Genomic DNA, 24152 nt, shown 5'->3' with positions numbered 1-24152 from the left:
CAAAAACATGAAGCACGGAAAATTTATTGTTGTAGAAGGACTGGAAGGTGCCGGTAAAAGTTCAGTGATTGGGCTTGTTAAAAACACCTTAATTGATGCAGGTATAAGCGTAGAGCTAACCCGAGAACCCGGTGGTACGCCCATGGCCGAAGCTATCAGGGAGTGTGTAAAGCATGACTGGGAAGAATCCGTTGCAGAAGAAACTGAGTTACTGCTGATGTATGCGGCGCGGGTTCAACTCCTTAAAAACCGCATTCTTCCCGCCCTTGAACGAGGATGTTGGGTAGTAGGAGATAGACATGATTTGTCTTCTCAAGCATACCAAGGCGGTGGGCGAGGTGTTGACGCAAGCACCATGCAGGCAATTAGCGAGATAGCATTGGGTGGCTTTAAGCCTGATTTAACCCTCTATCTGGATGTGGAGCCTGCCACGGGGTTAGCCCGAGCAAAAGGTCGGGGGGAGCTTGATAGAATAGAACAAGCAGGTCTTGCGTTTTTCGAACGTACACGGGCGAGATATTTGTCGTTGGCTGAAAACGACAACTCTATCGTGGTGGTCAACGCAATGAACGACATGCCAGAGGTTCACCGCGATGTACACCGTATATTACAGGAGTACCTTGGTTAATGTTTCCTTGGCTTCTTGATACATTCGAACACCTCATTCAGCGGTATGTGAATAAAACGCTGCATCATGCTATTTTGCTAAGTGGGCCACAGGGCATAGGTAAGCATGAGTTAGCCGCCCAGTTAGGCTACGTCATGTTGTGCAAGCACCCTTCCTCTAAGGGAGCCTGTGGGCAGTGTCAAAGTTGTCATTTGAGAGAAGCCGGGAATCACCCAGATTACTATGTGCTAGAAAGCGAAAAGCAATTAGGGGTAGACAGTATTCGTGGCGGCATAACAAAGCTAAGTGGAACCGCGCAAATGGGCGGCAGTAAGGTGCTGATTATTCCAAATGCACATGGAATGACAGAAGCTGCAGCCAACGCCCTGTTGAAAACACTCGAAGAGCCCACAAATAATACCTACTTGATATTAATCAGCGATAGCATTAACCGCCTGATGCCAACCATTTTAAGCCGTTGCGAAAAGCAGACACTGTCACTGCCGCCGGTTTCAGCAAGTTTGGCTTACCTTCATGAAAAAGGAATTGGGGATGCTAGCGAAGCTTTACTGCAAGCATACGGCAACGCGCCTTTACGAGTAGAGCGAGCGTTGAGTGAGGAAGATAGCTTTTCTTACCGCACCTTCAAAGAAGGGTTTGGAGCATTACTTGCTAGTGCCAGTGGTGGCGGGCAAAAACAGCAGTTATTAAGCTTAGCGAATAAATGGAAAGACAACGCGGTTCAAGTTGTCCAGTGGTGTCAACACGATGCGCAACAAGCTTATTTGGCCAATCGTGACCCCAGAGCCTATGCCCGTTACGAAAATTGCATTGAGGCATTAGAACGTTTGCAACATCCAGGGGTGAACAAAGCGCTGATTTTAGTTGGCGTATTACAAGCGTTTCAGCACTAACCTAGCACGATGGCTGTTAATCGGGCTACGGGCAGTGAAGAGAAACGTCTAAATTCTTAACTTAATTGAAATTAACTCGAATACAGGTGCATTTTGTTTGTAGATTCTCATTGTCACTTAGATAGGCTAAAACAGTCGCCCGAATCCTTAATTGAAACCTTAAACTTTGCTCGCACACGGGGAGTCGAGCACTTTCTCTGTGTTTGTGTATCGGTTAATGATTACGACAGTATGTTAGAGACAGTGAAAGACTTTAACGACGTATCGGTATCTTGTGGTGTGCACCCTTTGCATCAGGACGAAGCCTGCAGCTATGATGAATTGCTGGAAAAAGCTAGCCGTCATGAAGTTGTGGCCATTGGTGAAACGGGCTTAGATTACTTTTATAGCCCCGAGAGCAAAGATGTTCAGCTCCAGTCTTTTATCGACCATATCAAAGTGGCGAATGAAACTAAAAAGCCGTTAATAATTCATACCCGTGACGCCCGCGAAGATACAATAAATCTGTTAAAAGCGCACAAAGCACCGCACACGAAAGGTGTTTTGCACTGTTTCACTGAGTCGCTAGAAATGGCTGAAGCTGCCATGGAGCTTGATTTCTATATCTCTATCTCTGGCATCGTAACCTTCAATTCAGCGCAAGAGCTGCGCGAAGTGGTAAAAGCCATTCCTTTAGAGCGATTGCTTATTGAGACAGATTCACCTTGGCTAGCCCCTGTGCCGCACAGAGGCAAACAAAATCAGCCTGGGTATGTGGTGGAAGTGGCAGAGTTTATCGCTGAATTAAAAGGCATCACGGTTGCTGAGTTGGCACGTATTACTACTGAAAACTTTTATACTCTATTTTCCCTTGCTGCACGTAAAGCTAATTAAAACAGCAGGAGCAAACGATGCCTCAGTGGCGACAAGGACTGACAAAAAGTTTACACAAAACACGTAGTGTGCCGGAAAGTCGATATTTTCAACTGGCGACAGCGGATGCGCAGGGGCTACCTTATTGTAGAACCGTTGTGTATAGAGGGTTGACTGACGACAATTGCCTTGTAGTGATATCTGATACACGTACAGATAAGTGTGATCAGTTAGCTCAACAGCCCCATGCACACGGTTGTTGGTATTTCGCCAAAACAAGAGAGCAATATCGTTTCAGTGTTACCGCTAAAGTGCTGTCGTTGGAGATGGATACGCCTTTGGTGAGCGCACATTGGGAGCGCTTGTCAGATGCAGGTAAAAAGCAGTTTTTATGGGGGGAGCCCGGTACGCCTAGAAATGATGGCAGTGCGCTTCACGTATCGGGAGACTTTTCAGCCGTTCCCCAACACTTTTGTGTTATTTTACTGGCTATACACAAAGTCGATTACCTCAACTTACGAGGCTCTCCTCAATACCGAGAATTGCATTACACCGATGAACAGGGTAACTGGTTAAGCCAATCTATCATCCCTTAATGGGTGTCTATTGGGTGTCTTTGTTTGCTTTTCGTGCTTGGCGCTGGGGGAAAATAGCAGCCTTCGAGAAAGGCTGCTAAAAGTGGGTTGATGCCTCTTAGGCAAATAGTTGTGAAATAGGGGTTTCACCTTTAAACAAGTAGGTGACACGATTATCGTTTGTTGAGCGGCTAACGCACTCAACGATGGCGGTGGCCACATCTTCTCTTGGAATGACAGCATCATCTTTATTGTCAGGCATGTCTGTGGTTACTAAATGCGTTCCCGGCTCGTTTAATAGAGTGCCTGGGCGCAATATCACATGAGGAATGTTGCTATTTTTAAGGTGTTCGTCTGCCATGTGTTTGGCAACCAGATAAGGCTTAATTGCTGAATCAACGCCATCTGGGTCCCCCGCGCCGATTGAACTCACCATAATAAATTGGTTTATATTGGCGTCTTTTGCATAATTAACGGCATTACGTGCTGCCCAAAGATCGATAAGCAGCGTTTTGTCTGCGCCCGTGTTTCCACCACTGCCCGCGGTAAAAACCACTGAATCTACGCCATTGAAATGCGCAGAAAAGTCCTCTTCTAAGTTTTGTTTCTTCACGGTGAGGTTGTCACTTTGAATGTCTTCAAGCTTTTCAGGGCTTCTCACGGGGGCAATAACCTTGTGCCCAGCTTCCAACAATTTACCCGTGGCTTGTTTTCCTATTTGACCTGACGCGCCTATTACTAGAATTGTCGCCATAATATTTTGTCTCCTTATTACCTATGTGCCTATTCATAAGTTACCCGACAAAATAAGATCACGGCCCTCGTTTAACCCACGTATTATAAGGATGAGGTGCAAATATAATGACGTTATTATTTGATTATGGCGTTTCGTCCTTCCGCTTTCCCTCTATAGAGTTTTTTATCTGCACTGTGAATACAGTGCTCAACGCTGGTACAGTCTCTAATATCAGCAATCCCTGCGGTAATGGTGACTGAAATATCTACGCCTTCGCAATAGAAGTTAAAGCTAGAAATTGCTTTACGTATTTTTTCAGCCACCCAGTAACTCTCATGTAAATTGAGTTCAGGAAGAAAGATTAAAAATTCTTCTCCGCCCCAACGGGCGATAACATCAGAACTGCGTAAATTTGCCCGTAAAATGTCGGCAATTTTGACTAAAATCAAATCGCCAGCATGATGCCCATATTTATCGTTAATGTTTTTAAAGTGGTCAACGTCTATCAGCATGAGAGAAAATGCTTGCCCATAGCGTTGGAACGCATCCCAAGCTTCTTTTGACCGTTGAGTAAAGTAACGTCTATTTTTAAGATTGGTGAGGGGATCTTGGCTAGACAGCTGGGTAAGCTTTGTAACGGCGGCTTCCAAATCCTTGGTTTTCTCTTCCACGACACGCGCCAAATGAGCGGAGCGTTTTTTCAGTGCACTTATTCGTAGCTTCATTATAAGCACAACCAGTAAAAAGCAAGTGAGCACGAAAATGCTTTGCCAAAGCGTTTTTTCCCACCATGCAGGCACAACTATCACCTCCATTCGGGCTGCCTCATTGCTCCAAACCCCTTCTTTATTAATGGCATGCACAATAAGGGTGTAGCTTCCTGCATCTAAATTCGTATAGGTGGCAATTCGTCGTGAAGCGTCGGTAAATCGCCATGCCGGATCGAAGTCAGCCAGCTTGTACGCATAGCTAACGTCGTTAGGGCGTGTAAACTCTAGCGCAGCAAATTCAACGGAGAATGACATTTCGTTGGGCTGAAGGGTTAACTTTTCCACATTATCGATGCGCGTGATATTGGCGCTACCTTCACTGTAGTTGACCACTTCAACCTGCGTAATCTTAACGTTGGGCAACCACGGAGAATGGGTAATGTTTTTAGGGTTAAACTGGGTAATCCCACTCGGACCGCCCATGAATATAGTGCCATCATCGGATTGCACAGAGGCTCCTACGTAATAGCCGTTTTCAAACACGCCATTTTCCACGCCAAAATAAGAAACCTTTTCTAAATCTGGTGAGATATAAGCAATACCTTCGCTGTGAGATACCCAAATGCTACCGTTTTCATCTTCTTCAATGGCGCCCAGTGAAATTTCACTTAGATGCGGGTGCGGAGTTACCGGAGTGACAAATTCAACATTCGACTTTTGCGCGTTTATCGAAATCAGATAGATGCCGTTGGCTTGGGTGGCAACCCAAAATCCGCCACGCATGCTAGGTGAAATCCATGTGACGACTGCTGATGAAGGAAAGCCTTCGTATAGTTCGCCGATGTTGGTGATATCGCCAGTGAGTTTGTTGGCAAAATATAGCCCCGATACCGTGGCTATCCACGCACTTTCACTATTTTGAAAATGTATCTTTGTTGTCAAGGGAAGTGGCCAGTGTCTCACTACATTTTGCTCACTAGGACGGTACACAAATACACCATCACTATAGCCACCAAACCACACATCCCCCGCGTCATCAACGTTTACTGTGTAGCCAGAAGTACCTTCAAGAGCGACAATATCTACTTGGGAGTCACCCGGCCGGAAATGCCCTAAACCTTTACGCGTGGCTAGCCAAATATCACCGGTCGATTGATGATATTGAAGTGACAACAGCATATCTAATGAATCTAATTCGTTGTTTTGCGATGCCGTTTTTATAGGCCCTAGTTTGTCACCTGTTTGGGGATTATAACGCCAAAGGCCGCTGTCGCTGGTAAACCACATTTGATTGTTAGCGGCCAAGGTTAAGTCGGTCACATTCGGTGTGTCGGCAATCGCATAGCTACTAAAACGGGCGATTTTAGGGTTATACACTGAGAAGCCGTTGTCTCTAGACCCAGCAATAATAAGCCCGCTATCGCTTTGAAATAGGGTATTAATTCTTCGGTTAGCAATACGGGTGGAGGTGGGTGACAAGAGTACTGGGTTTTGGGCATTATTCTTAAAAACTATCGCCGTTTGCGCTTCTGTGGCAATCCAAACATCGCCATTACCAAGCTCCAAAATGGCCAGTATACTATTACTCGGCAGGCCCGAGGCTTTGTTATAACAATATAGGGGCGCGCTTTTGGTGTCAGTCATGGAAGAATAATAGCAGGCACCTTTTGCTTCACTGGCCACCCAAATACCACCCAGTGGGCTAGGGTAGAGCACTGAAATGTTTTTCCCACGGTGACTGTACAAGGCAACACGGTTTGCATCCTCATCTACCTTGTAAACTCCCGAGGTGGCGCCAAGCCATATGGTGTTATTGGAGTCAATAAAAATGTCAGTGAGTGTGCTGGTTGGGGTGGTTAGATAAGCTATAGGTTCTAGGGCATTTTTGCGCTGAGAAAACGAGTACAGGTTTTTACCACTGACTACCCACACACCGCCTTTATTGTCTATGTAAATGCGTTTTATGATGCCGGGCTTTATATTGCTGTTGTTGGGGAGTGTGTAATGTTCGAAGGTTTCTGTATCTACATGGAAGCGACTAATTCCCGCGATAGTTCCTACCCAAATGTTCTCGCCATCATGGCTGGCCTCAACTTGAAAACTCGTTATCGCATGCAACCCATCGTTTTGGTCTTCTTTCCACTTACCGAAGTGTTTAAAGTCATAGCCGTCAAATCTGTCTAATCCAGCCTGGGTGGCTAGCCACAAATAGCCGTGTTTGTCTTCGGTGACATCTGAAACTGAAATTTGAGAGAGACCGTCACTTAAACCATAGGTTTTAAACAAGGGAAGAGAGCTAGGCATCTCTTGCGAGAATACACAATGGGGAAAAAGAACAAGGGCTAGGATAAGAAATGTTCTAGAGATAATCGACTTCATTATTTGCTCGGCTAGGCGCATGAAGCACTACATTAACCTAAATTCATCTAGTCAAAAATCGTACAAAAGTAGTGGGTGAGAATATATGGACGAATGCAACGCGGTTTGCGTGGGCTTGCTAGCAAAAAAGCCTAATGTAATCTTGCCTTTAGCTATGGAATAATGGGAGACAGCCATTCATATCAACGTTAATAAGGTAAAGATGAAAATTCAATTAGTGCAAGCCGATTACCTCAATGAACAGCATCGACAGCATATTCCCTATTTGCTCAACGAGTATGCGCTCGATCCAATGGGTGGGGGAGAAGCGCTCAACGAGGCCGTGAAAGAAAACCTGGTGGCTCGATTAAGTGAACTTCCCCACGCGTTTAGTGTGATTGCCTATGTAGACGATAAGCCCGCAGGCTTAGCCAATTGCTTTGAAGGGTTTTCTACCTTTGCGTGCCAACCTCTGGTGAATATTCACGATATGTGTGTATTACCCCCTTACCGGGGCCTTGGCTTAAGCCAACGGTTATTAGAAAAAGTAGAATCGATTGCCCAAGCAAAAGGCTGTTGTAAGTTAACACTAGAAGTATTAACCAATAATACCGCTGCAAAATCGGCCTATGAAAAATTCGGCTTTTCCAGTTATGAACTCGATCCTGAAGCGGGTAATGCGGTGTTTTGGCAGAAGAAATTAGCTCGCTGAGAAAAATTCGAATGCACCATAGTTAGGTAATGTTTAAAAAGCATAATGGTAACAGCGTGTTAAATGAATAAGCATGGCTAAGCCGTTTTAAAGGTGCATTCGATTCAAATTTAATCTACACTTTTATTGTATTTACATTTATCAAGGACAGATAATGAAACTTAACCCTATTGCGATGGCAACGCTGACGATTTTTGTGTGCGCGTTATCAGCATGCAGCGACGGTACTGGCTCTTCCCAAAAGCAAGCCACTGTTGCCGATACTATCCAAGTGGCGGTGGGCACTGTCGCGGACGACGCCGATTTACTCCATAACGCTAATGCACTTGCATGGCAAAAAGCGTCCTTCCAACGAAAACGTGAAACCTGCAGTAAGGTACTTTTGGCGCTTCACGAGCGCGGAAACCTGCCTGTTCACGACCTCAACCATACTCAGTTAAAGTTGTTAAGCGATGCCTTGGTTCAGCAAATGAACAAAAGGCTGGAAATGACAGGTACGGCTACACAAAACCAAGATACGTTTGAGCATGTAAAAGTTAGCACTACGCTTATTGAAATTATTGAAGAGAAAGACTGGTTGATTAAATCCTAGTGCCGAGGTTTTAGGGCAAGTGATTGAATCAGTTACATGCTATAGTGCGGGCCGTTTTTAACAGTATATTATGGTGAGCATGCAAAAAGTTGCTATTTTCGTTGATGTGCAAAATGTTTATTACACAACCCGTCAAGCCTATCAAAAGCACTTTGATTACAATCAGTTTTGGCAAAGAGCAACGCTGAACCGAACGCCTGTGGTTGCAAACGCGTATGCCATTCACCGTAACGACGCTAAGCAACGAAGCTTTCAAAATATACTCAGGGGAATAGGGTTTACCGTTAAACTCAAACCTTATATTCAGCGCGCCGATGGCTCAGCAAAAGGCGACTGGGACGTAGGCATAACCATCGATATGATGGATGCCATCAACCAAGCAGACGTGTTCGTTTTGGTCTCTGGAGATGGTGACTTTGATTTATTAGTCAATAAGTTAGCCAAAGAAAAAGGCAAGGTCGTGGAAGTGTATGGCGTACCTCAGCTCACTGCAGATTCACTGTCAATGTCTGCCAGTGTTTTTCATCCTATTTCAGGTGATTTATTGCTGGGTTAATCCTAAAGCAAAGAGCAGTTCACAGAGAGGCCTAAAAAGCCTGTCTAGGTTACCCTTTATCAGTTAACGCATTTTATTTGCACAGCACTGCTTAAACTTTTTACCGCTATGACATAAGCAAGGTAAATTTCTTCCGTATTTTAATTTGCCGCAATCATCATGCAGAATGCCATCATGATAGCGCCATAAAGACCCTTCTTTAACAAAAGTTGAGGTTTCGTGGAGTTGGTAAAGGCCTTTGTTTTCAAAAAAATAGGCGGTGAATTCCACTGTATCGGCGGAACTATTGGCCACCTTCAACGCAAACCAAACCGCGTCTCCAGCACTTTCTTTTAGCCCTTCAGTGCTCAATCCAATTTGTTTTTCGCTACTGTACGTATTCAGTACATAGGTGAAATTCGCTAATACATAGGCGGTGAAGCGACTGCGCATAAGTTGCTCGGCTGTTTCAGGTTGCTTGCTTTGTGTAATAAAGGGGTGGCAACAGTCTGCGAAAGCCAGAGATGAACAACAGTAACAGCGCATATTAAAATATTCCTACTAGATGGCGAGATGGCAATGCTAGCGGGATTTTTAACGAATTACCATGGCCCCATTGCCACCGCGGTGGTTTCTTTTTCTACTCTTACATTAATCAGCGATACAGAATATAAATCACATAGTTTCCGTATCATTTCGCTATCAGTAGGTTGTAGATCCAAGTCTAGGTTTTCCACATACAGTGTTTTACATTGGCCCCCCGTAATCAGTTTACTGATCCATTCTGGAACTTGTTCCTTTTTCGGCTTCTGAATACGAATAGCATGATCAACGTCTTTCTTAAAAGATACTGAGTGAGACAGCAGATAACTCCAACCTTTATTCTCGTTCTTATTATTGTCGCCAGGAAAGCCTTCAATAGGCAAGGGTAGTTGAACCACATTAGAGGCGGAACGAGAAGCGGAAGCTCTAAGGGCGTTAAGTCTATCTACTGATGATGTATTCATACTGTGGCCTCACTATCTAGTTAAGAAAGTACGTCTGTATAAAGATTACTGCGTTAGTCAGACGCTTTAATTTAACATGTTTAAATATACAGTGTGTATGTGTATACAGTAGTTGCGCTTTGATCATATTGCAAGCATAAATTGTGTTTTTTTCAATCAGCAGCAAACACCTTGTCGTTTTTATTTTCGCTCTTGGGCTGTTAACGCTATCTATCTCTTTGTTTTTTAGTAAAATTGGAGGATTATCGTTTTATGGTTACTGACCAAACAGCATGCTTGATTTAGCGAACTTAGGGTATGTGGGTATGTGCTTATCGGCATTTTTGGCCGCTACCATCCTCCCGTTTAGTTCAGAAATTGTCTTAGTGACTTTACTCAGTACAGGTGCAAATGAGGCCTACTTGCTGGTGGCGGCAAGTGTAGGCAATGTATTGGGGGCGCTCGTCAATTACGTTTTAGGTTGGCGATATGGAGAGACATTCGTCTTGTCATGGCTTGGTATTAAGCCCCGTACATTTTTACGTGCGCAGCAGATGTTTAAACAATGGGGTAAGTGGAGTTTGTTACTTTGCTGGGTTCCTATTATTGGTGATCCCCTAACCCTGATGGGCGGTGTACTCAGAACACAGTTTTGGTTCTTTCTTAGTGTGGTAGCGTGTACGAAAACGCTGAGATATGGCGTTATTGTGTATTATTTTTACTGATAGGCTTTCAATCGTTTCACTGTTTTAGCGGCAGTGCGCGTTATCCTTCCACGCATAATAATAAGCCCAATTAGCCAGTAGAAAATAGGCGCTTGCCAAAATGTTTTTTGTGACCAAGAAAAGTGCAGCAAGGCTAAAGGTAAAATAGCGTAAATACTGTAATGAAGCCGTTGCCATTGTTTACCCATCTTTCTTCGTAATACAGACAACGACGTTACCGTCAATGCCATAAGCAAGATAAGCGCAACCATGCCCACCACAATATAGGGGCGTTTTACTAATTCACTGGTGAGTAAATGCCAATCGAGTTGCAGCTCAAAAAAAGCATACGTAAAAAAGTGCGCGAAGGCATAAACAAAAACATAGATGCCTAGCATTCGCCGGAATTTAATCGGTTCTGGACTGGGTAGACGCTTGGCAAGCGGGCTTAATAATAGGGTGACGAATAATAGGTGTATAGCCCAAATGCCGGTTTCGTTGAGCAATGCATCTACTGGGTCGGGCCCAAGTCGGTCATTTACGCCTAAGTAAAAAAGGGCAACTAAATAGCCGGTTGCGATGAGGTGTATGACGGCTTTTAGCGCCCGTCTTTGAAAATGGGAAAAGCGCCAAGGCTTTTTACTGCGAGGTTTCATTAAATGAGTGCTTCAATAATAACGAGTTAAATTCATATCTTTATACAAGGGAGCAACCTCGCTGTAGCCGTTAAATAGCTGCGTTGGAACGCGATTTCGAGACAACAGGCCGCCGGTAGTTATCCGCCTTTCGCTGGCTTGGCTCCAGCGTGGATGAGATACCTGCGGATTAACATTGGCATAAAAGCCGTATTCATTGGCGGCTAATCGATTCCATGTAGTTGGCGGCATTTTATCTGTTAAACGTATGCGCACAATAGACTTAATACTTTTAAATCCGTATTTCCACGGAACGACTAAACGAATGGGGGCTCCGTTTTGCGGTGGCAGGGTTTTTCCGTAAAGGCCCACTGACATAAGTGTAAGCGGGTGCATGGCTTCATCGAGCCTTAGGCCTTCAACATAAGGGTAGTTAATCCCCCCCCCTATAAACCTATTTTTTTGCCCAGGCATTTGTTCTGGGTCATATAGGGTTTCAAACGCCACATATTTAGCCGAAGCGAGAGGCTTCGCCCGTTGAATTAATTTTGCCAGTTCAAAGCCAACCCAAGGGACTACCATAGACCACGCTTCTACACAGCGAAGTCGATAAATACGTTCTTCTAGAGGAAACTGGGTAAGTAGCGCGTCGAGATCAAGCGTAGTCGGTGTTTCAACCAAACCATCTATACGCAATGTCCAAGGGTCAGGGTTGAATCCGCCGGCATTTTTAACGGGATCGTCTTTGCCAGTGCCAAATTCATAAAAGTTGTTGTATGAAGTGACTTTTTCTTCGGGTGTCTTTGTTTCATCTATTTGGTACTGCTTGGGTTGACTGTAGGAGAGCGGCGATGGCGTGACGGTGTTATCTTCATCATCATCGCCCCATAGCCAGCCAGAAGCCTTGACAGGCGAGCCTAGCAATGTGGATGCACCGACAAACCCCATGGATTTAAGAAGTTTTCGGCGATTAAAATACAGGCTTTCATCAGTAACATCGTTATCTGTCAGCCTCACAGAGGGTTTAAAAGGTTTTGGCATAGAAATACTCCGCGTATAACAAGCTGAAAAATAAACTTTTTATTCTGGGTATGTGTTTAAATACGTACAACATGAAAAGATAGTTTGCTCACCCTACATAAGACCTGCCATTCAAGGGAAAGATTTCATTTTTACGCTTACTGTCATGTCATTAATTGAATAGGTGAAACGCTTATAGTTCTTTAGGACTATTTCAACTGAATAAAAAACGTAGTGTCATGAATAAATACAAGTGTTAGATAGTAAATAAAATAATAAATATTCATATAGGGAATACACATGCGTTCGTTCAAATTGAACCCCATCTTGCTGAGTTTAGCAGCAAGCATCTCTTTTTCTGCATTTTCTTCTGAGGCTACTGCGCCAGATTCTCAGGGTTCTGAATCATCGTTGAAACTAGAGCAAATAGTCGTTACAGCACAAAAGAAAGTTGAAGATATTCAAAGTGTTCCCGTAAGCATTGTGGCACTGGGTGCAGACAAGTTGGGCAACATGAAGATGCGTAATAGCCAAGAGATTGTATCTCAAGCGCCTAATGTACAAATGCTGGGCAGTAATGGTGATGCGCAACTGGTACTTGGCATGAGAGGAGTTACGCAATCTGACTATAGCCCTAATGGCAGTGGAGCCGTTGCGTTATATGTGGATGAAGTCTACATGGGAGCGACCCCCTTGGCGTCGGGTGTGCAGTTATTTGATATTGACCGCGTTGAGATGTTGCTAGGTCCACAAGGTACCTTGTATGGGAAAAATACGACAGGGGGGGCAGCAAATATTATGACTACCCGGCCTCAAATGCTTGGTACTAGTGGCTACTTAGATGTCGGTGTAGGAAATTTTGGCTATAAAACCGTCAGTGGTGCCTTCGATACTGAATTAGCTGATAATTGGGGGGCACGTTTAGCATTTACCTCGTCTGAAAACGACGGCTTCGTAGAAAATAAGTTGGCTAATGTAGAAAATCCTAGCCAAATTGATGAACAAGCAATGCGTTTCTCATTAATGTACGAAGGCGACAATCTAAATGGCATATTGCGTGTTCATAAAAGTAGAAGTAGGGCAAATCATTCTAGTATTCTCTTAATAGAAGCAGACGGTGGTGGTGAAAACGGGGGGGTGGGTTTAGGGTATACCGGCTATGCACGCGAAGACCTTGGATTTCATGAAACTGAATCAAACAGAGTTGAAGAGAAAGAGTTTGATCTAACCGGTGTTAATCTCACCTTAAATTATACCGTAGAGGATTATACGCTAACGTCGATAACGTCTTTCGATAGTGGAGAATATTTTGTTCCCGAGGACGCTGATGGAAGCCCTTTTAAATTGTTGGAAGATGACTTCTTCGCAGAGACTGATCAATTCACACAAGATATTCGTGTTTCTTCTAGTTACGGTGGCGCCTTCAATTTCATTGCCGGTCTTTTTTACAGTTCAGACTCCACAGATGGCGCAACAAGATACCGTTGGCTGGCAGATTATGGCGACGGCATTATGGCTCTGTCTAATAACTGCGAAGATACCTTTTTTTACGGGTGCTATTACGCAAATAGCTACGAACAGTCACGCAGTACCAAAGCCATTTATCTTCACAGCACTTTTGATGTCACCAAGGCGGTCTCATTAACCTTTGGATTAAGGCACACGAGAGACACCATAGAAATAGATAACTATTCTTCTTGGTATGGAGAAGCAGAGAATAGCTATTACCAGGAAAGTGATGGCCCCATATTAGGAAGTTTAGGCCTAGATAACGAAAGTGATGAAATTGATGATGCCAATACCTCAGGAAAATTAGGGGTAGATTGGAAAATAGCGGATAATTTGTTGGTTTACGGCGCCTATAGCACAGGATATCGAGGGAGCGCGTTTAATGGCTTTGCCTTTGCCCCAGAAGAGTTTACTTCCGTAGAGCCTGAAGAGTTATCAGCGTGGGAATTCGGGTTCAAATCCACACTCCAAAACGGCAGAACTCGCCTAAACGGCGCTGTGTTCCACTATAACTATGAAAACCAACAATTTTTAATATTTGATGCGGGTCTTCAGTATCTGTTAAACGCTGGCGAGTCGGAAATACAGGGGGCCGAGCTTCAACTGACAACCCAAGCGACTAACAAACTAACGATAAACGCGGGCGTAGGGCTTTTAGACGCCGAATACGTAAGTATGCGGTATGCGGGCGTTGATTTGTCGGGCAATACGTTACCTTCTTCCCCTGAAGTCAATGTGAACCTGATGCTCGATTACGATCTATGGGAAAGTGACAATTTGTGGGTGCAATTGCATTATGACGGCAGTTATATTTCGAAGCAGTATTTTGAACCCTTTAATGATGATCGTTTGGCACAACCTGCCTATAGCATTCACAACGCACGCGTAAACGTTACGTTTGGTGATGAGAGTCACAAAGTAGGGCTTTACGTGAAAAACTTAACAGATAAAGAATATGTTACTTATTCTGTTGATTTAGTCGCCGATTGGAATGGATTATTCTTCTTTCGTGGCGCGCCACGCACCTACGGTATTGATTATAAATACACGTTTTAAGCATTTCAGTTAAGGAATTAATAATGTCACAGGTACATTTGTCATTAACGAAATGTGGGTATAACGAACAGGCTGAATCCGATGGATACGGGCCGGTCAAAGGCACATTGTCGTCTTATCGAATTGGTATGATTTGGCTAGCAGCTAATTTGGTGGTGACCACCTTGCTCACAGGTACGCTGTTCGTACCTGGTGTAGCTTGGCATATTGCACTTTCACTCATCATTATCGGCACCGTCATTGGGGCCAGTGTTTTAGTTCTTGTAGGCAATATGGGGACGCGAACTGGCTTGTCGACGATGGGGCTCACCAAGGGGGCTTTCGGGCTGCGTGGCGCTTATGCCACCTCCATGGCTAACGTCATCATTCTAATGGGGTGGAGTTGGGTTCAAGCCATCTTAGCTGGGGTGACTGTTAATTTTCTGTCAGCGCAGCTGTTTTGTTTTTCTAATCCCGTTTTGTTCTCAGTCTTGTGCCAACTGTTAGTGGTAGGCCTTGCTATTTTTGGTCATGCAGGGATTGCAAGGGTAGAGCCTTGGCTCGCATTCGTCATACTGGCAATTATTGCCTATGTCTTTTTTATTGCATTTTCTAACTTCTCTCTCGCGCAGTTTGAGGCACTGCCAATAAACGCCAGTTTAGGGTGGAATGAGGTCGGAGTGTTAGACGTGGTCATCGCTACAGCAATATCATGGACAGTACTGTCGGCTGAGTTTAATCGCTTAGCAAAGACTCAAAAGGCCGGTGTGCTTGGTTCCGGTATTGGATATGTTATTTCTACTGTGCTGTCAATGAGCCTAGGTGCAACGCTGATGAGTTACCTCACGCTACAAGGAAATGCAGTGAATGGCTTTGATCCTATAGAAATAGTTAACGCATTCGGAATACCGCTTGCAATGGCTATTTTTCTGTCGGTTATAGCGACCAACACTATGGTGGTGTATGGCATGGTATCGTCAGTGATAAATTTGACGCCAAATAGAAAATGGTCGTTTATGAAAGTGGCACTGGTAATAGGCGCTATTTCTGTAGCAGGCTCGAGTTGGCTAGCCATGCTCGATAAATTTACTGAATTTTTAACGCTGATTGGCGCCTTATTCGTGCCTGTGTTCGCCATCATGATTGCTGACTATTACTGGCTTAAAAAGGCGAGTTACCACCAAGACATTCTGCTAGGAAAGGGAGGCCGTTATTGGTACCAAAAGGGCGTAAATCTCTTGGCGGTATTGACATGGTTAGGGGGCTTTCTCTTCTCGTTATGGTTAGTCAGTATACCGAATAATATGTTCGGGGTTACCCTGCCTACCTTTATATTTTCATTCGTGGCCTATATCGCCTCAATGAAAAGTAAGGCGCGCTTAGTGGGTGAGAGGGTCACGCACTGATAGGGTTTGACTGATATCTCAACAAGTAAGTTAGCGCAGTTTAAAAGCTTCAGACGACGAAAGGTATTTTACTCTTCGTCGTATTTTAGTTAGTGTTGACGGTAGTTAAGATTCCACACAGTAAATATTGATGGTACGCCCCCATAGTAAAGGTTGGTACGCTTCGCTGGCACGATTAACTCGCGAAGTAGGAAAAGCACATTTCTTTGAGTTTTTATCTTCAACCTTGTCGCAAATTATTCATATAGATTGCACGGGTGTGATATTTTACGATGGGAATAAGGTGACGAATGTATTTGAAGGGAAGCTCCCAAAGGAATACAGCCGATACCTAGATCGCTACCTTGACGGCATGTATTTACTTGATCCCCATTACAGCTTTTTATCAAACGGGGTAGAGACAGGGCTTTACCACTTTAAAGATATTGAGCCTGACTGCTTTCACGAAAGTAAGTACTATAAATCCTTTGTTAAGCCTATTGGTATTACCGATGAATACGATTTTATTGTTAACATCAATAATTGTTACGTCGATTTTTATCTGAATAAACTAGGTGGGCATTTTTCGCAACAAGATAAAGCCGATCTTATCGCTATTTCCCCTATGATCACCCAACTTATCGAAGCGCATTGGGAGCAGGAATACCAACAGGCGTCTGAGTCTGTCAGCAACACTAAGCCCCCACATTATAATTCGTTTTTTGATGCCTTCGGCAAGTCGATTCTCACCAAAAGAGAGCAAGAGGTGGTGAAATGTATTCTACATGGTCACTCTTCGAAATCGCTGGCGAGTAAACTCAATATTTCTTTAAGTACGGTGAAAATTCATCGCAAAAATATCTATCAAAAATTAGATATTGCCACGCAATCCGAGTTGTTTTCATTGTGTATACAATCATTATCGGTGAAGGGGTTGGACGTAAATGATGACCCCCTCCAATACTTATCCAATAAACAGGCGTCGTAAAGTCAACAGGAACAAGGGGGCTATCTCAAACCTCGATTATTGGGGGCGGGTCTCCTGGTTGGAAACTATTACACGTGGAAGTTATCCTGTACGCCGCCTTGCTTCGGTGAGAATAGGGTACCATGCAGTCGCGATGCAAATTCGTGGTCATGCCTGAAATATAGTCTGAAAGGACTCTCATGCCATTGCCTGTGTCTTGTGCCTTCAACCAGCGTTCTTGGGTGTTTTCTGGAAGCAATCTTTCAGGATCGGAGCTGAAGGCTTCAAACAGCTCCATCACAACCAATTGGCCTTTGTATTCCAATAACTGTACATCAGGGCGTCGTATCACCTTTTTCAGAACAAATTGCTTAAACAGCTCTAATGCTTCGTGGTGCTTATCGGGCATTTTGGCGTTATACGCCAATAACGGGTGCTCGAACCCCTCTACCTGCATAATTTCAATGGCGGTAATAAAGCTGTTCACCAATGCCCCAATTGCATTTTTACGCTCGTGGTGCAGTGAACTAAACAGTTTATCTGTGAGCGTAGGTAGAATATCTGATAGCCCCTTGATGGCTAAATTGGCTAATGGTACAGATACCATATGGGTGAAATCTTGTTTATTCACCATGCCCATCACAATGGCGTCTTCTAAATCATGAATGCCGTATGCAATGTCGTCCGCCAATTCCATAATTGAACAGTCGAATGATTTAAAGCGTGTTTTCTTATGTTTATGCGTATGGACGTTCACCTTCATAAAGGTGTCTTTATCTGCCTCACTGAAAGGGGCAAGCAGCCAATCGAACAACGGCTCGTCGCAACGAAAAAGCCCCTTAGGTGGGTGCCAGTCGTCTGCTTTTACTTGGCGTAATGATGAAGGCCGCTTTTTGTAGGTAGTGGCATTCGTTAGGGTATCAATGAAATTAGGGTATTTAACCAAGCCCAATATGCTGCGCCTGCACAAATTCATGCCGTGCTCTGCAGTGTAAGGCTCTAATTGGGTGATAATTCTAAATGTTTGGCCATTGCCTTCGAAGCCTCCATGTTCGTACATCATGTAATGCAGCGCAACTTCGCCACCGTGGCCAAAGGGGGGGTGGCCAATATCGTGGGCTAAACAAAGGGTTTCTATTAAGTTAGCATCAATGGCAAGGGTGTCTGCAATGTCGGGAAACTTACCACATAATTGAGCGGTAATGCCGGTTCCAATTTGAGCGGCTTCTAAGGAATGGGTAAGGCGAGTACGATAGAAATCGCTCAGGCCAACCCCTAGTACCTGAGTTTTGGCCTGTAGACGTCGAAACGCTGCGCTGTGAAGCACTCGCGCTTTGTCTCGCTGGTATGCATTCCTATGGTCACCATCACGGCTTGCACTACGGGGCAAACGCCGCGCTTGCAACTCGTTTTCCCACACCTTTGCTGTCACAGTGGTTTCCTTTTACTACATTTCGTCTTGCGTGATCTCATCTAAACTAAGCGAGAAGCTAGGTACGTAACGGGTAAGAAAGTAATCAACTTCTTCAGACTGATACTCTTTTAAAATATTATCTAAGCGTTTTTTGGCAAGTTTGAATTCTTGATTACCAGAAGCTAATTCTTCGAGGGTTTTTAGATAAGCACAAAGCACATCTGCTGCTTTAACAATAAAAGCATCTTCTTCGCTATGATAATGATGGTCTATTAGCGCGGCGTAATCCTCTCGAAAAGCTTCAGGTGCCATTTCGATAAGTTTGTTTTCGGCAATTTTTTCAATCTTTTTGTATTCTTCTTTGATTGCCGGATTAAAGTATTTAACGGGCGTAGGGAGGTCGCCGGTTAAGACTTCAGATACATCATGGAACATAGCAATAGTGGCAATACGGTCGGGGTTTAACGTGCCATTAAAGAACTTGTTTTTAATAAGGGCCAACGCGTGAGCCACCATGGCAACCTGCAAACTATGCTCTTGTACATTCTCAGTACGCACATTATGCATAAGCGGCCATCTATTGATTAGCTTTAAGCGTGCCAAATGCGCGAAAAAATGACTTCGGTCAGACACCTTATGCTCCTTGCTGATAATGGCGGAAGAAATTGCCAATTTTATGTAGCGCTGGCACTAGCACATCGCTGTGGGGCAAGAACACTAGTCTAAAGTAAACGCCTTCGGTTAAGTTAAATGCGCGGCCGTGAACCAGTAAGATTTTTTCTTCACTCAATAGGTCGAGTATCATCTGTTCATCATTGTGAATGTTGAATTTCTTCTCGTCTACCCGAGCAAAACAATACATTGCCCCTTTGGGTTTAACACAGTGAATACCTTCAATGCCGTTTAACATATCTGCAGCAACATCGCGTTGTATACGTAAACGTCCATTCTCTTTCACTAAGTCATTAATACTTTGATAGCCACCCAAGGCGGTTTGAATCGCACTTTGACAGGGAACGTTGGCACACATTCGCATCGACGACAGGATATTTAACCCTTCAATATAATCGTGCGCCAATCTTTTATTTCCACTGACCACGAGCCACCCAGACCGGAAACCTGCCACCCGATAATTTTTAGATAACCCGCCGAAGGTCACGAAGAAAACATCGTCAGCTAATGAGGCAATACAGGTGTGCTCAGCGTCGTCGTAAAGAATTTTGTCGTATATTTCGTCACTGAAGACAACTAAGCCATGCTCGCGGGCGAGATTTACCACATCTTGCAGTAAGGCTTTACTGTAAACCGCACCGGTAGGGTTATTCGGGTTAATAAGCACAATGGCGCGGGTTTTACTGGTAATCTTACTTTTTATATCGTCTAAATCTGGAAACCATCCTGCTTGTTCATCACAGCGGTAATGCACAGGTGATCCAGAAGACAAGCTAACCGCTGCGGTCCAAAGTGGGTAGTCTGGACTGGGGATCAGCACCTCATCACCATGGTTTAACAGTGCCTGCATAGCCATCATGATCATTTCGCTCACACCGTTTCCAATGTAAACATCATCCACACGAATGTCTTTAATATTACGCTGCTGATAGTACTGCATCACGGCTACACGGGCGGCATAAATCCCTGTTGAATCTGAATAACCTTGAGCCGTAGGGAGATTATGGATAACGTCTTTAACAATGTCATCTGGCGCTTCAAAACCAAACGGGGCAGGGTTGCCAATGTTCAGTTTTAAAATACGGTGGCCTTCGTCTTCCATTTTTCGCGCTTGCGCTGCGATAGGGCCGCGAATGTCATAACAAACGTTATCTAATTTATGTGAGCGTGATACAGTTTTCATGGTCTATATGGTTGATTTACATACCGTGAGAGTATCGCAAACTAGGTTGGGTTGCTAAAGCTTATTTAACCTTAAAACCATTTTTTTATCGACTTGGTTAAATTATCACCTGCATGACGCAATGCGGGTGGCGGAATAGCCCTTTTTACGCAAAATTATTTCAACCTTAGCGGCAATTCATTCATTTACCTTCGTGTGCTGAACCTCCTCTTTTTTCACTTATTTAAAAAAATAATAAAATTCTTGTTAATAATTTGTGAACTTTTAAATCTATGCCTATCGTAATAGTAAGGCGTATGCCGTGTAACGCCCTATAAATGAAAAATTTTACAAGCAGAGGTTACTAAACTATGTCGCACCCTTTTAAACAAGCTCCAGAAAATGCGATAACGCAAAGTGGCATTGCGCGGGTCATTCCGTGCAAAGAACTCGATGTAGGCGATCCTATTAAATGGCTCTCGTTAGCAGTACAGGATGCTTTAAGAACCCCAGTCATCACTGCCATTTACGGCGTTATCTTCGCTGTTATACCTTGGTTTATTATGTATTTAGTTGAGATGACAGGTTGGCACCTGGTCATTCTTCCTGCCATTGTTTGTTTTATGCTTGTAGGTCCTTTCTTAGCTGCGGGGTTATATGACGTTAGCTGGGAGCTGGAAAAGGGACATAAGCCTTCATTTCGACATTCCCTTCGAGCCATGCGCAGAAACGCAGTTAACGAATGGGGATTTGGCGTGTTATTGATGGTGATGATGATATTTTGGCTTAGGGTTGCCTCCCTTATTCACGCGCTTTACCCCTCATACACGGAAACCACTATTGAAAGCCTGATGCCTTTCCTCATGCTTGGTACGATTGCCGGGGGCGTGTTTACGTTAGCAATGCTATTTATCACCGCCTTTACGCAACCTATTCTGATGGAGCGAAAAGTGGATCTTGCTACGGCGTTATTGACGTCAGTTAACGCAGTGTGGGTGAACAAAGTACCTATGGTAATTTGGGGCAGTATTATTTTTAGTGCTGTGGCGATTGGATACGTTACTGGGTTTATCGGCTTTATTGTGTTGATGCCCATTATCGGGTATGCCTCGTGGCACGCTTATATCGATACTATTTCTACTAAGCGCGCAAGGAAATACGTATAAAATGTAGTTTTATTACAACAAAATTAACGGCTTTTCATGATTAAAGCGGATTTTAGTACTAAATTTTGTAAAACTTTCATTATATAAGGGGCGTCTAGCCCCTTTTTACGACCAAAGTATTAGATTAAATTGACACTAAAAAGTATTTTTTATTCTGGTTAGAAATATAAGATTTCAAGAATGCTTTAAAAATCAACCATATAAATTGTTAATGTTTACGTAACATTCTGATTTACCGATAATTTACCTTCCTAACACAATCTTTCAACAGAACATTTTTAAGAATTAGTTCATAAATAAAGGGCAATCAGCGACAACCTGCAAAGGGGTCGCAACACATTGCGTTACCGAGTTTGCCAACTTATTTGAGGAATTAATGATGAAACTGTTAAAGACACTTGCTGCTACTGCTGCACTTTCGTTTGCATTTAACGCTGTTGCTGCTGGACCACAAAAAGACGTACGCTTTGTGGGCGACACGCAATTTGCTGGATTTTGCAAAGCGATTGTATTGGATGATGTGAAGGTACTGCGTTCTAGCCTTTCGCGTAATGTAGGTCGTATTGGTGCAAGCCAACGTGAAGTTTTACGCCTTGTCACGTCAGAAGATGGTTTAACCTGTAATGGTATCAGCCTTATCGATTTCGCTGTTGAGCGTGATGCGAGTGCTGTGCGTGAATATCTAACTTCACGAAGCTAAACTCATGCTTTGTGTGGAAAGCGGGTGGCAACGTGCTTGTGCGCATCACCCGCTTAAACCCATTTACTCCGTGGCTTCTTCAAGGGAGTAACTGGTTGTTATGGCTACGTTGCCTTTTAGCATCAGCATAACAGAGCAATATTTTTCTGCCGACAGTTGTACGGCGCGTGCCACGCTTTTGTCCGTTAATCCGCTGCCCGTTACCGTGTAATGAGCGTGAATCTTTTCGAACACCTTTGGAGGGTTTTCTGCGCGTTCTGCATTAAGTTCGCACTGACATCCATCAATTTGATGACGCCCTTTCTTTAAAATATCCACCACATCGATGCTTGAACAAGCGCCTACCGATAACAAAACCGATTCCATGGGTGAAATAGCATCACCGCTGCCGTCCATAACCGTTTTGTAGCCGCTTTCTGTGGTTCCCGTAAAGGTCAGGTCTTTATCCCAAGAAACGTTTGCTTTCATACTTCATTGTGCTCCTTATTTTACGAGCCTGATGGCATCTGGGTTGATGGTGATTTTCTTCTGCTTGTATAAGGCGCCTAGTGCTTTTTTGTAAGCCGCTTTACTCACATTAAAGTGCTGATAAATGGCGTCAGGGGCGCTTTTGTCCGTCAATGTAGAAATGCCACCGTGGGCATGCAGATCATCAAGAATGGCTTGTTGAAGCGTATCTCGACCGGCTTTATCTTGGCGTTGTAAAGACACATCTATTTTACCGTCTTCACGTATGTGTTTAATAACGCCAGTGGTTTTTTGCCCCACTTTTAGCGGTTTAAAGGCATCGCTATGAAAAATGAGACCCAGTGCTTTTTCATCAATAACCACTTTAAAGCCTAAATCTGACTTCGCGTACACTAAACACGCCACTTCATCCCCTTCATTTAGGTAGGCACTGCCTTCCTTCAAGAAGTAATGAAGGCGAGTAGCGCCCAAAATCCGGTTTGTTTTTTCGTCAAAGAAACTATGCACAACGTAATGCATACCTGGATTAATCGGCGTGTCTTGATAGTCGTTAGGAATAAGGAGATCGTTCTCTAACCCCCAATCAAAGAAGGCACCGAAGTGAGTAGCAGATACGGCCTTTAACACCTTTGTTTCACCTACCTGTATGTGAGGTACAGTGATAGAGGCGTACAGTTCACCTTGTTGATCTGTGGCAACAAATACGTCTAAGGTTTGCTCTAGGGTAAGGGGCGTTTCAACATGATCGCGAGAGAGTGTGACCGTAGGTAGGTCATTTTCATCATCGTAATCTTGTGAATCGACCAGTGGCGCTAATGCGTAGCCGAAGGGGTATTCCGCGATAACGCGTAATGTATTAATTTTTCCGATAGTAATCATTAAGACTGACTGTTTTTACAAGAACAGGTAACATGATATCGGATTGAGGGTAAGAGCTAAACCATTATGAAGTTAAATTGCGATTTAGGTGAAAGTTTCGGGGCTTGGACAATGCCAGTAGACGACGAGATTATGTCTATTATTGATCAAGCCAATGTGGCCTGCGGGTTTCATGCGGGCGATCCTTTAGTGATGAAACAAGCGCTAACCCTCGCAAAACAACATGGTGTGGAAATTGGGGCGCATCCCTCGTACCCCGATCTACAAGGCTTTGGTCGTCGTAGCTTAGCCATGGCAAGCGACGAGCTTGTGGCTTGCGTTCAATATCAGGTAAGCGCGCTACTAGGCATGGCGGAGGTAGTAGGGGCACAGGTAACTTACGTTAAACCCCACGGAGCCCTTTACAACGATATGATGCAAAACACATCAATATTGCGCAGCGTCATGGAAGCCGTCTCGGGGGTGTCTAAAAACGTGCCACTAGCGTTAATGATTCAGGCTACCCCAGATAATTTCTCCCGTCAGACCGTCGCTGATGAGTTTGGTATAAGGTTACGTTTTGAAGCGTTTGCAGATAGACAATATACCGACGACGGCTTTTTGAAATCTCGACAGTTACCTGGCGCTGTATTGAGTGAGCAAGAAGCATTAAACCAAGCAAAGCAATTATTAAGCGAGGGAAGGGTAACCTCGGTGTCTAACCGCTCCTTATTATTAAATGCAGATTCACTGTGTGTGCATGGTGATACACCGGGGGCGGTGGCCATTGCTAGGCAAATAAAAGCTTTACAGGTAAAGCAGAGTGGATAACTCCCCCTATTTCGCTAGCTTTTTTCCCGAAAACTCCTCACGAACGCCA

Annotated in this window: 24 protein-coding genes and 1 pseudogene; 14 read left to right on the top strand and 11 right to left on the bottom strand. The window is 44.1% G+C overall.

Annotation, left to right across the window (positions count from 1 at the left end; all coding sequences use genetic code 11):
- The first annotated feature begins 7 nt into the window (after window positions 1-7).
- The 4 genes from tmk (at window position 8) to IUA53_RS10900 (ending at window position 2969) form a co-directional block, all read left to right on the top strand.
- Window positions 8-628 (top strand): dTMP kinase, encoded by a 621-nt coding sequence (gene tmk / locus IUA53_RS10915; RefSeq protein WP_196897089.1) that lies wholly within the window; start codon window positions 8-10, stop codon window positions 626-628.
- The gene (locus tag IUA53_RS10910) at window positions 628-1521 is read left to right on the top strand and encodes a DNA polymerase III subunit delta' (protein ID WP_196897088.1); all 894 of its coding nucleotides are present in this window, start codon (window positions 628-630) and stop codon (window positions 1519-1521) included. Before tmk ends, IUA53_RS10910 begins: the two co-directional genes overlap by 1 nt.
- A 93-nt stretch (window positions 1522-1614) precedes the next feature.
- Complete coding sequence (locus IUA53_RS10905) at window positions 1615-2394, top strand: TatD family hydrolase (protein ID WP_196897087.1); 780 nt, start codon at window positions 1615-1617, stop codon at window positions 2392-2394.
- 17 nt (window positions 2395-2411) lie between these two features.
- Window positions 2412-2969 (top strand): pyridoxamine 5'-phosphate oxidase family protein, encoded by a 558-nt coding sequence (locus tag IUA53_RS10900; RefSeq protein ID WP_044057300.1) that lies wholly within the window; start codon window positions 2412-2414, stop codon window positions 2967-2969.
- A 97-nt stretch (window positions 2970-3066) separates the two neighbouring features.
- Here the strand turns inward: IUA53_RS10900 and IUA53_RS10895 are convergent, their stop codons facing one another.
- Window positions 3067-3702, bottom strand: coding sequence for an SDR family oxidoreductase (locus IUA53_RS10895; protein ID WP_196897086.1), 636 nt, complete (start codon window positions 3700-3702; stop codon window positions 3067-3069).
- 116 nt (window positions 3703-3818) lie between these two features.
- Entirely contained in the window at window positions 3819-6773 is a 2955-nt protein-coding gene (locus tag IUA53_RS10890; protein WP_196897085.1) for a ligand-binding sensor domain-containing diguanylate cyclase, read from the bottom strand.
- 202 nt (window positions 6774-6975) lie between these two features.
- Between IUA53_RS10890 and IUA53_RS10885 the strand changes: the two genes are divergently transcribed.
- From IUA53_RS10885 to IUA53_RS10875, 3 genes are all read left to right on the top strand, one after another.
- Window positions 6976-7464, top strand: coding sequence for a GNAT family N-acetyltransferase (locus IUA53_RS10885; protein WP_044057298.1), 489 nt, complete (start codon window positions 6976-6978; stop codon window positions 7462-7464).
- 154 nt (window positions 7465-7618) lie between these two features.
- A complete protein-coding gene (locus IUA53_RS10880) occupies window positions 7619-8056 on the top strand; it encodes a hypothetical protein (RefSeq protein ID WP_196897084.1) in 438 nt (145 codons plus the stop codon).
- 79 nt (window positions 8057-8135) lie between these two features.
- The gene (locus tag IUA53_RS10875; RefSeq protein WP_196899499.1) at window positions 8136-8612 is read left to right on the top strand and encodes a LabA-like NYN domain-containing protein; all 477 of its coding nucleotides are present in this window, start codon (window positions 8136-8138) and stop codon (window positions 8610-8612) included.
- Between the two features lie 63 nt (window positions 8613-8675).
- Here IUA53_RS10875 and IUA53_RS10870 read toward each other — a convergent pair whose 3' ends face one another.
- The gene (locus IUA53_RS10870) at window positions 8676-9137 is read right to left on the bottom strand and encodes a YchJ family protein (protein ID WP_196897083.1); all 462 of its coding nucleotides are present in this window, start codon (window positions 9135-9137) and stop codon (window positions 8676-8678) included.
- 56 nt (window positions 9138-9193) lie between these two features.
- Window positions 9194-9598: a hypothetical protein gene (locus IUA53_RS10865; RefSeq protein WP_044447720.1), complete on the bottom strand. Its 405-nt coding sequence runs from the start codon at window positions 9596-9598 to the stop codon at window positions 9194-9196.
- Between the two features lie 272 nt (window positions 9599-9870).
- Between IUA53_RS10865 and IUA53_RS10860 the strand changes: the two genes are divergently transcribed.
- On the top strand, window positions 9871-10302 hold the full coding sequence (locus tag IUA53_RS10860; RefSeq protein ID WP_231401133.1) for a YqaA family protein: 432 nt from the start codon (window positions 9871-9873) through the stop codon (window positions 10300-10302).
- On the opposite strand, the gene IUA53_RS10855 is transcribed toward IUA53_RS10860, so the two are convergent.
- Both IUA53_RS10855 and msrP read right to left on the bottom strand, forming a co-directional pair.
- On the bottom strand, window positions 10296-10937 hold the full coding sequence (locus IUA53_RS10855) for a sulfite oxidase heme-binding subunit YedZ (protein WP_196897082.1): 642 nt from the start codon (window positions 10935-10937) through the stop codon (window positions 10296-10298). The genes IUA53_RS10860 and IUA53_RS10855 overlap by 7 nt on opposite strands.
- 12 nt (window positions 10938-10949) lie before the next feature.
- Window positions 10950-11957 carry a protein-methionine-sulfoxide reductase catalytic subunit MsrP gene (gene msrP / locus IUA53_RS10850; RefSeq protein WP_044057292.1) on the bottom strand — a complete coding sequence of 336 codons (1008 nt, stop codon included), beginning with the start codon at window positions 11955-11957 and terminating at the stop codon, window positions 10950-10952.
- 279 nt (window positions 11958-12236) lie between these two features.
- On the opposite strand from msrP, the gene IUA53_RS10845 reads away from it, so the two are divergent.
- From IUA53_RS10845 to IUA53_RS10835, 3 genes are all read left to right on the top strand, one after another.
- The gene (locus IUA53_RS10845; RefSeq protein ID WP_196897081.1) at window positions 12237-14501 is read left to right on the top strand and encodes a TonB-dependent receptor; all 2265 of its coding nucleotides are present in this window, start codon (window positions 12237-12239) and stop codon (window positions 14499-14501) included.
- A 23-nt stretch (window positions 14502-14524) separates the two neighbouring features.
- The gene (locus IUA53_RS10840; protein WP_196897080.1) at window positions 14525-15886 is read left to right on the top strand and encodes a purine-cytosine permease family protein; all 1362 of its coding nucleotides are present in this window, start codon (window positions 14525-14527) and stop codon (window positions 15884-15886) included.
- 130 nt (window positions 15887-16016) lie between these two features.
- Window positions 16017-16853, top strand: coding sequence for a transcriptional regulator (locus IUA53_RS10835; RefSeq protein WP_196897079.1), 837 nt, complete (start codon window positions 16017-16019; stop codon window positions 16851-16853).
- A gap of 68 nt (window positions 16854-16921) precedes the next feature.
- On the opposite strand, the pseudogene IUA53_RS10830 reads toward IUA53_RS10835, so the two are convergent.
- From IUA53_RS10830 to IUA53_RS10820, 3 genes and pseudogenes are all read right to left on the bottom strand, one after another.
- Window positions 16922-18264: pseudogene (locus tag IUA53_RS10830) on the bottom strand (anti-phage deoxyguanosine triphosphatase).
- A gap of 15 nt (window positions 18265-18279) precedes the next feature.
- Complete coding sequence (gene yfbR, locus IUA53_RS10825; protein ID WP_044057288.1) at window positions 18280-18879, bottom strand: 5'-deoxynucleotidase; 600 nt, start codon at window positions 18877-18879, stop codon at window positions 18280-18282.
- Between the two features lies 1 nt (window position 18880).
- Window positions 18881-20101 carry a pyridoxal phosphate-dependent aminotransferase gene (locus IUA53_RS10820; RefSeq protein WP_044057287.1) on the bottom strand — a complete coding sequence of 407 codons (1221 nt, stop codon included), beginning with the start codon at window positions 20099-20101 and terminating at the stop codon, window positions 18881-18883.
- A gap of 350 nt (window positions 20102-20451) precedes the next feature.
- On the opposite strand from IUA53_RS10820, the gene IUA53_RS10815 reads away from it, so the two are divergent.
- Both IUA53_RS10815 and IUA53_RS10810 read left to right on the top strand, forming a co-directional pair.
- Window positions 20452-21246: a DUF2189 domain-containing protein gene (locus IUA53_RS10815; RefSeq protein ID WP_196897078.1), complete on the top strand. Its 795-nt coding sequence runs from the start codon at window positions 20452-20454 to the stop codon at window positions 21244-21246.
- Between the two features lie 376 nt (window positions 21247-21622).
- On the top strand, window positions 21623-21946 hold the full coding sequence (locus tag IUA53_RS10810; protein ID WP_231401131.1) for a DUF3718 domain-containing protein: 324 nt from the start codon (window positions 21623-21625) through the stop codon (window positions 21944-21946).
- A 63-nt stretch (window positions 21947-22009) separates the two neighbouring features.
- Here the strand turns inward: IUA53_RS10810 and IUA53_RS10805 are convergent, their stop codons facing one another.
- Window positions 22010-22414 carry an OsmC family protein gene (locus IUA53_RS10805; protein WP_196897077.1) on the bottom strand — a complete coding sequence of 135 codons (405 nt, stop codon included), beginning with the start codon at window positions 22412-22414 and terminating at the stop codon, window positions 22010-22012.
- A gap of 15 nt (window positions 22415-22429) precedes the next feature.
- Window positions 22430-23293: a CvfB family protein gene (locus IUA53_RS10800; protein ID WP_044447711.1), complete on the bottom strand. Its 864-nt coding sequence runs from the start codon at window positions 23291-23293 to the stop codon at window positions 22430-22432.
- Window positions 23294-23359: 66 nt separating this feature from the next.
- Here IUA53_RS10800 and IUA53_RS10795 point away from each other — a divergent pair, with 66 nt between their 5' ends.
- Window positions 23360-24103: a 5-oxoprolinase subunit PxpA gene (locus IUA53_RS10795; RefSeq protein ID WP_196897076.1), complete on the top strand. Its 744-nt coding sequence runs from the start codon at window positions 23360-23362 to the stop codon at window positions 24101-24103.
- Window positions 24104-24152 lie beyond the last annotated feature (49 nt).

It is taken from the genome of Alteromonas sp. B31-7 (assembly GCF_015767655.1).
Taxonomy (GTDB): Bacteria; Pseudomonadota; Gammaproteobacteria; order Enterobacterales; family Alteromonadaceae; genus Alteromonas; species Alteromonas australica.
Note: the sequence above shows the minus strand (reverse complement) of the source record. Positions and strands in the feature narration are given on the sequence as shown.